The 13,173-nt window shown below is 45.6% G+C and carries 9 protein-coding genes; 8 read left to right on the top strand and 1 reads right to left on the bottom strand.

Annotated features, from left to right (window positions below; translation table 11 throughout):
* The first annotated feature begins 18 nt into the window (after positions 1-18).
* The 3 genes from DPF91_RS11200 to DPF91_RS11190 all read left to right on the top strand — a co-directional run bounded on the left by DPF91_RS11200 (position 19) and on the right by DPF91_RS11190 (position 1,504).
* Complete coding sequence (locus DPF91_RS11200; RefSeq protein WP_117234511.1) at positions 19-549, top strand: elongation factor P hydroxylase; 531 nt, start codon at positions 19-21, stop codon at positions 547-549.
* Between the two features lie 12 nt (positions 550-561).
* Positions 562-825 carry a YfcL family protein gene (locus DPF91_RS11195; protein WP_117234510.1) on the top strand — a complete coding sequence of 88 codons (264 nt, stop codon included), beginning with the start codon at positions 562-564 and terminating at the stop codon, positions 823-825.
* Between the two features lie 151 nt (positions 826-976).
* Positions 977-1,504: an NADPH-dependent FMN reductase gene (locus DPF91_RS11190; protein ID WP_117234509.1), complete on the top strand. Its 528-nt coding sequence runs from the start codon at positions 977-979 to the stop codon at positions 1,502-1,504.
* A 96-nt stretch (positions 1,505-1,600) separates the two neighbouring features.
* Here DPF91_RS11190 and mnmC read toward each other — a convergent pair whose 3' ends face one another.
* Positions 1,601-3,622 carry a bifunctional tRNA (5-methylaminomethyl-2-thiouridine)(34)-methyltransferase MnmC2/FAD-dependent 5-carboxymethylaminomethyl-2-thiouridine(34) oxidoreductase MnmC1 gene (gene mnmC / locus DPF91_RS11185; RefSeq protein WP_117234508.1) on the bottom strand — a complete coding sequence of 674 codons (2,022 nt, stop codon included), beginning with the start codon at positions 3,620-3,622 and terminating at the stop codon, positions 1,601-1,603.
* 128 nt (positions 3,623-3,750) lie between these two features.
* Between mnmC and fabB the strand changes: the two genes are divergently transcribed.
* From fabB to truA, 5 genes are all read left to right on the top strand, one after another.
* Positions 3,751-4,962 carry a beta-ketoacyl-ACP synthase I gene (fabB, locus tag DPF91_RS11180; RefSeq protein WP_117234507.1) on the top strand — a complete coding sequence of 404 codons (1,212 nt, stop codon included), beginning with the start codon at positions 3,751-3,753 and terminating at the stop codon, positions 4,960-4,962.
* Positions 4,963-5,247: 285 nt separating this feature from the next.
* The gene (locus DPF91_RS11175; RefSeq protein ID WP_117234506.1) at positions 5,248-6,381 is read left to right on the top strand and encodes a 4-phosphoerythronate dehydrogenase; all 1,134 of its coding nucleotides are present in this window, start codon (positions 5,248-5,250) and stop codon (positions 6,379-6,381) included.
* A 32-nt stretch (positions 6,382-6,413) separates the two neighbouring features.
* Positions 6,414-7,427, top strand: a complete 1,014-nt coding sequence (locus DPF91_RS11170; RefSeq protein ID WP_117234505.1) for an aspartate-semialdehyde dehydrogenase — start codon at positions 6,414-6,416, stop codon at positions 7,425-7,427.
* Between the two features lie 228 nt (positions 7,428-7,655).
* Positions 7,656-12,224, top strand: a complete 4,569-nt coding sequence (locus DPF91_RS11165; RefSeq protein ID WP_117234504.1) for a FimV/HubP family polar landmark protein — start codon at positions 7,656-7,658, stop codon at positions 12,222-12,224.
* A 135-nt stretch (positions 12,225-12,359) separates the two neighbouring features.
* Complete coding sequence (gene truA / locus DPF91_RS11160) at positions 12,360-13,154, top strand: tRNA pseudouridine(38-40) synthase TruA (RefSeq protein WP_117234560.1); 795 nt, start codon at positions 12,360-12,362, stop codon at positions 13,152-13,154.
* Positions 13,155-13,173 lie beyond the last annotated feature (19 nt).

Below are 13,173 nucleotides of genomic sequence, written 5' to 3'. Positions count from 1 at the left end.
AATTAACCTGCTGTACTTATGAGTCACAATTACCAAGACCTAATTGAAGTTTTCAATCACACGTTCGAGCAAGAGTTCAATACTCGCTTAGAGCTGGGCGGGGATGAGCCTATTTACCTTCCTGCCGATGAAGAGCACCCACATCATCGCATTATTTTTGCTCGTGGATTCTATGCTTCTGGGATGCATGAGATTGCCCACTGGTGTGTGGCTGGTCCTGAGCGTCGTCTAATGGAAGATTTTGGTTACTGGTACGAACCCGATGGCCGTACCGAAGCGGTTCAAGCCGAGTTCGAAAAAGTAGAAATACGCCCACAAGCTTATGAATGGATTTTATCTTTGAGTGCAGGCTTTCCTTTTACGGTAAGCTGTGACAACTTACACGGGGACTTTGAGCCAGACCGTATCGGTTTTATGAACAAGGTCTATCAAGAAGTGCTTAGGATCTTTGAGGTCGGTTTACCCCCACGAGTGAAGATGCTTTCAGATTCACTGCGTAAGTTTTACAATGTCGAGCCACTGCACCCTAGCCAGTTTATAGTGAAATAAAAGAGACACAGAATGATTATTGAATTTGAAGAACAACTCCTAGCCCTGATTGATCAGCGCGTTGAAACAGCCTCTGATGATGAGCTGTTTGCTGGTGGCTATCTGCGTGGTCATATTTCACTATCTGCAGCAGACTGTGAAGCGGAAGGTATTAACGATATCGAGCAGTTGAAAGGACGCATTGTTGCTAGTCTTGAAGCGGCACGCTCTGAACTTGCACCGGCTGATCGCACTATTGTGAATGATCTTTGGCAAGAGTTGCAGAACGAAATCTAACGTTTCGGTTCGTCAAAAAATAGACTTAATTTAAGACTCACGGTGTTGTTCGAAATTTTCGAATAACACCGTGAGTTTTTTAATCTTGTTGGTTTTGGACTAAGCGTTATTCTTTTACTCAACGACACAGAACAACGACAGGGTCATCATTATGAAAGTCATTACATTCGGCGCAAGCACAAGCTCTACTTCAATTAACAAAGCTCTAGCGACATACGCAGCTAATCTAATCGATGGTGCTGAAGTAAAAGTATTGGATATTAACAACTATCAAGTACCAATGTTCAGTGAAGACAAAGAGAAAGAGATCGGTCAAGCTGAAGGTGCTCAAGCCTTTCTGAGAGACCTTGATGAGGCAGACGTTTTTGTGATCTCATATGCAGAGCACAATGGTCATTACCCAGCGGCATACAAAAACTTGTTTGATTGGGCGACACGTATCGATCGTGAAGTGTTTAAGAGCAAACCAGCAATATACCTAGCAACATCCCCTGGTCCTGGTGGTGCACAGACGGTGTTAGCTGCGGCAACGGGCTCTGCTCCTTACTTTGGTGGTAACGTTAAAGCATCAGTATCCGTACCAAGCTTCTACGATAACTTTGACTTCGAGTCAGGCTCAATCTCAAATGCAGAGATCGCCGAGCAGCTCAAACAAGCTGTGGCGACGCTAACGGCATAAAAAGCACGAGACTGCCTAGCCTCAAAAGAGATTGATGAAGCCCCGCGATTGCGGGGCTTTCTGGCATTGTAGGACTTATCTATTGCGAGGCGTTGCTTAAAGCGATGTAAGTGCTTTACCTTTTCTTAGTCGTCGAACCCACATTCGACTTGGGTGTAAGCTCTCTAGCACATCAACTGGAAGCGGTATTGGATCATGACAGATTTGTGAAGCCAAAACCTCTGCGAGTAGGGGCGCTGAACTTAAACCACGAGAGCCTAAGCCAATAAAACCGTACAGGTCTGGGTAATTAGCAATAGGTTGTGCAGAGCTTTCATCTTGTTTGTTCAAGTTTTGGTATTGTGTTTTGATGGCCTCAAAATCACCGATGCTGCCGACAAATGGCAGGTGATCTCGGCTGACACAGCGGACACCTTGTCTTGAAAGGTTACCCGATGTATCGACATCGTGTGGCCATTGCTGGTCGGGAATACACTCTCTGATGCGTCGGCCATTTTGTTGTTGTGCCATCGGGTCAAATTCTTGGTCGATATTCGCCCTGTCGTAGCTAGCCCCAATACAATGATGGTGATTGTTTGGATTTACTGGTGTCATGTAGCCGTCATAGCAAATAACCGACTTCAACTTTGAAAGGCTCTCAGTTGTAGGGATATGACTCACTTGCCCCTTAACTTGGCTCAAGGGGATAGAAGCAGTTTGCTCAAATTGACCAAACAAATGGCCATTGGCTACCACGGCAACCTCATGTAGGTAGGTTTGATTACCTTCAGAAGTTAGGTTCCAACCACTTTCACTGTGATTCAGTTGTTTGATGTTTTGGTTGTATAGTACTTTTCCGTTCGGGTGTTCATCCAACTGTATCAGTAAACCTTGAGTAAGTTGAGCTGGCGACAACCACCCGCCCAGAGGCAGGTGAGCGCTTGCTAGATTGGTGTCGAGTCCAAGTAAGTCATTGGTTTGCTGTGCATCAAGAGCGTGAATGAGCTCCGGGTGATAATCAGCGGCTAGTACCTTATCGAGTTTTGCGGCTGTCTTTTCATCCCATTTCAGCATGGTGACGCCACACCAATCGTGATCAAAACTAAATTGCTGTGCAGCTTGATTGACGAATTGTTTGGCGAACAAGAAAGCTGGGGTAAATACACGCGTCACTCCATCTCGAGAGTGGTTTAGCAGAGGATACACAGCTCCTTGACGATTTCCTGATGCGCCTAAAGCTCCCTTTTCATCTTTACAATAGATGGTGACTTTTTTACCACGGCGTAAAAGAGTGGTTGCTAACGCAGCGCTCGCCACGCCACCACCTATGATGGCAATGTCTTTGGCGTGTTTGCTGTTTGAGAGTTGATACCAAGGCTTGGTGTTGTCTGTGTTTATTTGCTCTGGTGCATTATAGCGACCAGCAATCATTTCTCGCTTAGTACCAAACCCTTTGACTTTCTTCATTTCAAAGCCGGCTTCAATCAGTCCACGGCGAACAAAGCCCGCCGCTGTAAACGTTGCACAGGTACAGTCCTGGCGTGCCAGTTTTGCCATGCCATTGAACAAGTTTTGATTCCACATTTCAGGGTTCTTACTTGGTGCAAAGCCATCTAAGAACCAAGCATCTACGATACCTTCTCCATTTGTCGGAACGAGTGGCATGCAATCCTTGATATCACCAAACCACAGATCGAGAGTGACAGCACCATCATCGAGAACGATACGTTGGCATTCTGGTAGTGCGATCGGGTAGTGCTCTTGCAGTTTAGTCGCAAGGTCAGCCAGTTCTGGCCAAGCTTGATGAGCCTTGATGAGGTCGTCTTTGTTTAGGGGGAACTTCTCAAAACTGACAAAATGAAGCTCTTTCAACTCTGCATTTGGGTTTTGTTGTCTAAACTCATTGAAATGTTGCCATGCAGCAAGGAAATTTAATCCTGTACCAAAGCCAGTCTCTGCGATGACAAAACGGCGCTGTTCATACGTTTGCCATCTTGAATTGAGATGATTTTGCTCAATGAAAACATAACGGGTCTCTTCAAGGCCGTTCACGTTTGAGAAATAAACATCATCAAATTGGTCTGAAACAGGGGTTCCTGCTTCGTTCCACTCTAATTCGGCATTACTGATTTTGCTCATAACTTTGGGTTCTTTTCACAGTTTGGACGTTATCTGGCGGCGATTGTACGAATTTATGGGAAAGCTGACCACTTTTGTTGGCCTCTTTGGTTATCATCTAGCGGATTTTTGAATTATAGGAATGTCACATGAAACGAGTCGTAATCACCGGTATGGGTATTGTTTCAAGTATCGGTAACAACGTCGAAGAAGTATTAGCTTCACTAAAAGCAGGCAAATCAGGTATCACAGCCTCTGAACAGTTTAAAGAGCAAGGACTACGCTCTCAGGTTTGGGGTAACTTGAAAATGAACCCTGCTGAGCACATTGATCGCAAGAAAATGCGCTTTATGGGTGATGCGGCGGCGTTTGCTTACCTATCTATGGAACAAGCGATTGCGGACTCGGGTCTGACTGATGAGCAAGTATCTAACGAGCGCACTGGTATCGTGGCAGGCTCAGGTGGTGCATCTTCTCTTAACCAAGTGAATGCGGTTGATATCTTGCGCGAAAAAGGCGTTAAGCGTGTTGGACCTTACATGGTTCCACGTACGATGGCTTCGACAGTGTCAGCTTGTCTTGCTACACCGTTTAAAATCAAAGGCGTTAACTACTCGATGAGCTCTGCATGTGCGACTTCTGCACACTGTATTGGCCATGCAATGGAGCTTATCCAACTTGGTAAGCAAGATGTTGTTTTCGCTGGTGGTGGTGAAGAACTAGATTGGTCTCTGACTATGATGTTCGACGCAATGGGCGCTCTATCAACGAAATACAATGAGACTCCAGACAAAGCATCTCGTACATACGATGCAGGCCGCGATGGTTTTGTTATCTCTGGCGGCGGCGGCATGCTAGTGATTGAAGAGCTAGAACATGCTCTGGCTCGTGGAGCGAAGATCTACGGTGAAATCGTAGGCTACGGCGCAACATCAGACGGTTACGACATGGTAGCACCATCTGGCGAAGGCGCTGTTCGTTGTATGAAGATGGCAATGCAAAACGTAGATGGCGTGGACTATGTGAACACTCACGGTACATCGACTCCAGTCGGTGACGTAAAAGAGCTAGGCGCAATCCAAGAAGTGTTTGGCGGTAATAGCCCTGCAATTTCTGCAACCAAAGCGATGACAGGTCACGCATTGGGTGCAGCCGGCGTTCACGAAGCAATTTACTCAACGCTAATGCTAGAGCACGGCTTTATCGCACCAAGCGTTAACGTTGAAAACCTAGATGAAGCAGCAGCAGGCTTAGACATCGTAACTGAAGCTCGCGAGCAAGAGCTAACAACAGTGATGTCTAACAGCTTCGGTTTCGGTGGTACTAACGCCACTCTAGTGATGAAGAAGTACCAAGCTTAGTAGTCGTTATTTTTGATTAAAAGCAAATAAGACCAAGAGTCACGGAATTGACTGGTTTCCAGAGCTGATCAGCCTCGCTGATCGAACAGACGCAGATTTATCTCACTGGAGAGCGGGATAAGATCCTTTTGTTCTGGATGTTTTGCCCGGCCTTTGTGCCGGGCTTTTTGCTATCTGGTGTATAGGAATAAGTGATAAGGCAATACTATTTGCTACTCAAGTCAGTTTTTAGCACAATCGAACTATGAAAAAAGGTCAGCAGGCCAAAGAAAATAGAGTAAACGGATGAAGATTCTAATCGATGAAGCGATGCCTTATGCGGTTGAGCTGTTTGAGCAACTGGGTGAAGTAACACTGAAATCTGGACGTGAAATTACCACCGACGACCTGATTGATGTCGATGCGTTAATGATTCGCTCAGTGACTAAGGTAAATGAGAACCTGCTAGAAAAAGCCAATAAACTAAAGTTTGTCGGCACAGCAACAGCCGGAATGGATCATGTCGATCAAGGTTTATTGGCTGAAAAAGGAATCTTCTTCACAGCTGCGCCTGGCTGCAACAAAGTCGGCGTGGCAGAGTATGTATTTAGCTCACTCATGGTGTTATCACAACAAAAAGGCTTCTCAGTTTTTGATAAGACAGTCGGTATTATCGGTGCTGGTCAGGTGGGTAGCTACCTAGCTGAATGTTTGCAAGGCATTGGTATCAATGTACTGATCAATGACCCACCAAAACAAGAAGCGGGCGATACACGACGGTTTACTGATTTGGATACCTTGTTAGAGCAATCTGACGTCATTACCCTGCATACGCCTATCGAGAAAACAGGGGATCATCCCACTTATCATCTAATGGATGAAGCGCGTTTAGCCTCACTTCGTGGTGATCAAATCCTAATTAACGCTGCGCGTGGTCCAATTGTTGACAATACGGCGCTGAAGAATCGCCTTCTCGTAAACGACGGCTTTACTGCTGTATTAGATGTATTTGAGTTCGAGCCAAAGGTTGATCTTGAGCTTCTACCATTACTCGCCTTTGCGACGCCGCATGTCGCAGGTTATGGCCTTGAAGGTAAAGCTCGCGGAACGACGATGATTTTCAATAGCTACTGTGAGTTCCTAGGGCGCGATCTTTGGGCTAACGCCGCTGGTCTTTTACCGATAGCTCCAGTGCCTGAAGTCACCCTGAATCGAGCATGGGATGAAGCAACACTGCACAATTTAACTCAGTTGATTTATGATGTGCGCTATGACGATGCATTGTTCCGTCGTGAAATCGAAAAGCCAGAGGCTTTTGACCTGATGCGCAAGCAATACTGGGATAGACGCGAATACAGTGCGATCACTTTGGTAGGAGACTCTAGTTGTAATCTAGAGCCACTATCAAAATTAGGTTTTATGATCAAAATATCTAACTAACGATATATTCAACTAACAATACGAGATAAGCAATGAGCCAAGAATTTAATGTCGCTATTTTCGGAGCAACGGGTGCCGTAGGCGAAACCATGCTTGAAGTACTTCAAGAGCGTAAGTTTCCGGTTGGCGAGCTTTTCTTATTAGCAAGTGAGCGCAGTGAAGGCAAAACTTACCGTTTCAATGGTAAGACCGTTCGCGTTCAAAACGTAGAAGACTTTGATTGGTCACAAGTGCATATCGCACTATTCTCTGCTGGTGGTGATCTTTCTGAGAAGTGGGCACCTATAGCAGCGGATGAAGGCGTAGTGGTGATCGATAACACGTCTAAATTCCGTTACGAGTATGATATTCCTCTGGTTGTGCCAGAAGTTAACCCAGAAGCCGTTGCAGAGTTCCGTAACCGCAACATCATTGCAAACCCAAACTGCTCAACAATTCAGATGTTAGTCGCGTTGAAGCCTATTCATGATGAAGTGGGTATCGAGCGTATTAACGTATCGACTTACCAATCTGTATCAGGTGCAGGTAAATCAGGTATCGATGAGTTAGCGGGCCAAACAGCGAAGCTACTGAATGGTATGCCTGCAGAGCCGGAAGCGTTCTCTCAGCAAATTGCATTTAACTGCATTCCTCAAATCGATGAATTCACGGAAAATGGCTACACGCGTGAAGAAATGAAGATGGTTTGGGAAACACAAAAGATCTTCAATGATGCTTCAATCACAGTGAATCCGACCTGTGTTCGTGTACCAGTATTCTACGGTCACGCTGAATCACTACACATTGAAACTCGTAGCCCAATTGGTGCAGAACATGCAGCTCAACTATTAGAGCAGACAGAGGGTGTGGAAGTGTTCTATGGTCAAGACTTTCCAACACAAGTTCGTGATGCTGGTGGTAAGGACCATGTAATGGTTGGCCGTATCCGTAACGATATCAGCCATCACAGTGGCCTTAACATGTGGGTAGTTGCTGACAATGTGCGCAAAGGTGCCGCGACTAATGCAGTGCAAATCGCAGAACTACTGATTCGAGACTACTTCTAACCTTAATACCGCTCTTCATCTGGAGCTCAAAAAGACCAAATTAAAGCGCCTCTCAGCATAGGGAGGCGTTTTTTATGCTCAATTTACCGGCAGTCTGATGATTATTCGGTTGTTTATTGCTTCAGTGACACATTTTTCGCAGTGTTAACTATAGTTTTGCGCGGTTTATCCGATATATTAGGTAGATCAAATTTTAAAATTTATTAACAGAGCATCGGCTGAGCTTTTATGCGTCAATTTTTCAAGCAATTGCTACTACCTGCCACGTTAGCGATTGCCACTCAGATATCGTCTTCTAATGCAGAAGTGATTCGGGTTCTAGGCCCGAATGGAGAAGTTCGTTCTGCGCCCCAATTTTCTGAGCAATTTAATCGTGCAACGAACTCTGCAAATCAGCAGCCTTCCCGTTTCTATGGCCCAACCGGGGCTAATGAGACCTTGTGGTCAATTTCCTCCGCATTACGTCCTTCGACGAGTGTTTCGGTTCAACAAACCCTTTACGCGATTTATCAATTAAATCCTCAAGCGTTTGAAGACCAAAATATTCATAGCTTGATCCCAGGTAGCAGCTTGCGCGTTCCTTCCTTAGCTCAGGTTCGCAATGTCTCTGTGAACGAAGCCGTTCGCGTGATGGAAGCGCACCAGACTAAGTTAAACCAAGCTAGCGTGCCGCCTGTAGTAGCTCCAGTAACCCAAACGCCTGTCAAGCCCCAGCCGAAACCTCAACCGGAGCCAGTTGAAAGCAAGCCAGAGTTAGTTCCAGAGCCTGAGGAGGTTGCTCCAAAAGAGCAACCAAATACCGAAGCTAAGGCCAAAGATGTGGCTCAATTAGCAGAGCTTGCCAATGTAGAAAAACAACTGAATGCTTCAGAGTCTGAGGTGATGGCGCTTGAAGAGCGTAATCACCAACTCAGATTGATGCTATCGGAAGTGCAAGTTGAGGTGGATTCACTGAAAGGTGAATTAAATGACGAAGCAAGAATCCGCGATGAAGTCGAGCGTTTACTCTCTGAGGAGCGCCAGCGTCAAGCCGAGTTGAAGAGTATTGAGCCAACCTTGGTCGATCAACTGCTTTCAAATACTTGGTTGGTTGCCGCATTAGCCATTATTCCAGGCCTTTTGATTGGCTTGATTGTTGTTCTGTTATTGGGCCGACGCTCATCCTCTGAAGAGCCTGCACAACAAGCTCAGCAAACGACTGATCAAGCATCGAATATTGCGACCCTACCGCAAGACGATGTCGATGATGACATTGACCTTGAAGAGGACTTGTTTGGTGACATTAGCACGGATGATGACTTGTTTGGTGATGACAACTTATTTGATGATGCCTCTAAAGAAGACGGTAGTGACGACATCTTCTCTAACCTTGAAGATGACGATCTAGATTTCAACCTCGAAGGTGAAGATGACCCATTCGCAAGCATCGGTGATGACGGTGATTTTGCCGGTCTTGACGAGAGTGCCAACGGTATTAGCGTTGACGGCGAAGACAAAGCGGTTGGTCTGGAAGAGATGGAGCGCGCGCTTGATGACATCAGTGCTGAGAGCGAAGGCTCTGATTTCGATTTGTCAGACGCTGACGCGATCTCACAAGATGATATCGAAGCGCTTTTAGACTCTGATGGTGAAAATGAAGAGCTTGGTGGCGATAGCTTAGATCAATCACTGCTCGATGACTTGTTCAATACAGCGTCTGAAGAAGCACCTGGCATTGAAGATGACCAATTACTCGATAATGATTTTGATATCGACGCACTGATCGCTGAATCAAGTCCAAGTGAAGATACATCGAGCGATAACGACATCGCTAGCCTAGATGACATCGATGATATTTTTGCGCAAGTAGAGCGCGAAGGTAATGCAGAAGAGAGTACAGAACTTTTAGATGAATCCATTGATTTAGACAGTGATGATATTGATGCCTTGTTGGCATCAAACAGCACTGATTTGCTCGATGAAATGGTTGATGACAGCGCATTGGCAGACACCGTTGGTGATTTTGATGATATCGATGCATTGCTTGCTGACCACGCACCAGAGAAAGAGACACCTGCAACCAGTTCTTCTAGTGAGTTTGATGAACTTATTGGCTTAGATGACACAAACGATAGCGTTGATGACATTGACTCGTTACTTGCAGACAACGCACCTGGTTCTCTTGATGATTTCGATGAGTTAATTGGTCTAGATGAAGAGTCAGAATCAAACACCGATTTTGACGATATCGATTCATTACTTGCCGATAATGCTCGTTCTGACAACAAAGACGATTTTGAAGAGCTGATTGGACTCGATGATGAATCCGAACACAACTTATCTGATAGCACGGTTATGTTGGATGAATTGTTAGATCTCGAGAGTTCAGATATTGATAACGAGACAGCGTTACTTGACGAACTATTGAGTGACGACAGCCCAGGCGATGCTTTCGAAATCGATGAAGATAGCACGGAGATGCTGGATGAACTGCTATCAGAGCCGCAAACGGCCTCAGATGAATTAGCATCCTCAGGTGATGAAGGCCTGTCAGAATTCGACCAATTACTTGCGGACTCCATTGATGACTTTGAACGAGGTGCGCCAGCATCACATACTGCTGAAGATGAGGCTCTCGATGCGCTAGATAGTCTTTCTCTAGATCTGCCTGAGGACAAAACGCCTGCTGAACTAAAATCGGAGCCAAGCTTTGATCGTCACGACTTCATCGATGACATGGCTGATATCGCTCCTGCTGGGGATCCTCTGTTCGATGATAGAGAACAAGCGGAGTCGACACCTGAAGATGTAAATGAAGAATTTAACAATCTATTTGATGATGCCGATATACAAGATAGCGTTGAAGACTTGGAGTCTTTTGAAAGCTCAGCTCCTAAAAATACAGAATCAACGTCTGATGGTTTTGATTTCGAACCAAGCATTGAAGCAACGCAAGAGTTTGGCAGCGAAGACGAGCTCAGCTTGGAGCAAGAAGACTCTCTGCTTGAAGAGTTAGGGCTTACTACTGAGTCGGAGAAAAAGCCTGAGGAGCCTGCAATCTCGGCGGGCATGGAACCTAATGAGTTTGGTATCCCTCAAGACGAAGACTGGTTGTTTGATGAAGATGTTGAATCAGTCGATCCAAGCATGGTGTCTGGTGAGTTGGAAGCGCCTTCACTTGCAACTGAATCTGAACATCCAGCAGTAGAAGAGCCAGCAATTGAGGCACCTCAAGTACAAGAGCCTGTTTCTGAGGCAGCACCAAAGTCTGATGAATCCGATGCGTTTGAAGCTCTATCAGAAGAGCCAACGATCGAAGCTCCTGAAACTCAAGAGCCTGCTTCTGAGTCTGTAGAAAAATTTGATGAAGATACTTTTGATTTCGACGACCTTGAACTGCCAACGTTCGATGAGTCTGACGCGTTTGAAGCTCTATCAGAAGAGCCAACGATCGAAGCTCCTGAAACTCAAGAGCCTGCTTCTGAGTCTGTAGCAAAATTTGATGAAGATACTTTTGATTTCGACGACCTTGAACTGCCAACGTTCGATGAGTCTGACGCGTTTGAAGCGGTAGCCGAGGAGCCAACGACTAAGGTACCGGAAGTTCAGGAACCTGTTTCAGAGACCGTCGCAGAGTCTGAGGAAGAGCTCTTTGACTTCGACGATCTTGAGCTACCAACGTTTGATGAGTCTGATGCGTTTGAAGCGGTAGCTGAGGAACCAACGACTGAGGTACCGGACGTTCAGGAATCTGTTTCAGAGAGCGTCGCAAAGTCTGAAGAAGATCTCTTTGATTTCGACGACCTTGAGCTACCAACGTTTGATGAGTCTGATGCGCTAGAAGCAGCGATTGAACCACCTGAACCATTAGATCCTCAGTCAGAAGATGATGATAAATTAGAGCTCGATGATTTTGACCTTCCTACTTTTGATGAAACTGATGCATTCGAGGCGTTTGCTGATGAGCCATTTGAAGCTGAGATGCTGTCAGAGCCAGAATCTCAACAAGATGTAGAGCAAGACGATTTTAGTATCGATGATATTGAGTTACCTGAGTTTGGTGAAGAACAAGCATTAGAGTCTTTTGCTCAAGCGGGTGACTTTGAGATCAATGAGAAGGATTTTGCTCAAGAGTTCACTGCTGACGATAGTTCGTTCCAATCCGAACTTGCACCAGTGAGCGCTGACAATGATCAAGATGCTCTGCATGATATCTTCTCAACACCGACGGATGATTTATCCAAGCAAGACGCGATCGCTTCTGATGATATCGAACTTGAAAAAGGGAATGATGAACACACCATCTCGAATTTACTCTCGGATGAGTTGTCGGACTTTAAACCAAGTGAGTCGCTAGCACAGAGCGATATCGATAGTGCAGGCATGGATCTTGAGTCCATGTTAAGCACTGAGGCATTAGATGGTGATGATTGGGCTGGGTTTGACAGCACTGCATCCATCACACAACCAGATTCTCAAATCCAAGAGACCGTAGCCGAACCTTCTGCACAACCGTTTATGACAATTGATGAACTGATGGCTCAGGTAGAGGTTGAAGAGCAGGGTATTGACCCTGACGAAGAAGAGTTAAAGTTGGATGTCGGTCTTAATGAGTTTCCTGACGTGATTGGTGATATTGGTAATTACGATGTGGATGAGAACGCGGAGGCATCGAGTAAACTCGATTTGGCTAAAATCTATATCGAAATGAATGATGCAAGCGGTGCAAGAAAGCTTCTTGAAGAAGCGATCGTATTTGGCAACGATGATATTAGACGTGAAGCCAAGGGCTTGATTGATAACCTCGACCGTTCATAGCGAAGACATCAACCTAATAACTCAAGAGCAGCCTGATGGCTGCTCTTGTTTTTATGGTAATCAAATCGGCACGGGTTGGTATTCAACGCCTCAACGATTATAATCCCGCGTTCGTCGCGATGAGAGATAATGAGTATGAAGATTGCTTTGGGTATTGAGTACAACGGTACTCACTACTTTGGCTGGCAACGCCAGAGAGATGTGAAGAGTGTTCAACAAGAGCTAGAAAAAGCGCTGACTGTAATTGCCAATCACCCAGTAGAGGTTCAGTGTGCTGGTCGCACCGATGCAGGTGTGCATGGCACAGGCCAAGTGGTGCATTTCGAAACAGACTCTAATCGTAAGCTTGTCGCGTGGATGATGGGGGCAAACGCCAACATGCCAAAAGACATCGCAGTACGTTGGGCAAAAGAAGTACCGGAAGAGTTTCATGCTCGCTTTTCTGCAACGGCACGTCGTTACCGATACATCATTTTCAATAACGCATTGAGACCAGGCATCCTATCAAGTGGTGTTAGTCATTATCACGGACACCTTGATGAACAAAAGATGCATGAGGCGGGTCAATACCTACTCGGTGAGAACGATTTTACCTCTTTCCGTGCTGTTCATTGTCAGTCTCGCAGTCCATGGCGAAATATCATGCACTTGAACGTGACGCGTCATGGTCACTACGTCATTATTGATATTAAGGCGAATGCATTTGTTCACCATATGGTACGTAATATCACCGGAAGCTTGATTGCGGTCGGTAAGGGTGAGCAAAAGCCAGAGTGGATCAAATGGCTACTTGAAGCGAAAGATCGCAAATTAGCCGGCGCGACAGCAAAAGCGGAAGGTCTTTACTTAGTTGATGTGGATTATCCACAAGAGTTTGATTTACCGCGTGAGCCTATTGGACCTCTCTTCTTGCCGGATGATTTAAGCTGATAATAATTAATTTATCGAG

Source organism: Vibrio maerlii (assembly GCF_003415655.1).
Taxonomy (GTDB): domain Bacteria; phylum Pseudomonadota; class Gammaproteobacteria; order Enterobacterales; family Vibrionaceae; genus Vibrio; species Vibrio maerlii.
Note: the sequence above shows the minus strand (reverse complement) of the source record. Positions and strands in the feature narration are given on the sequence as shown.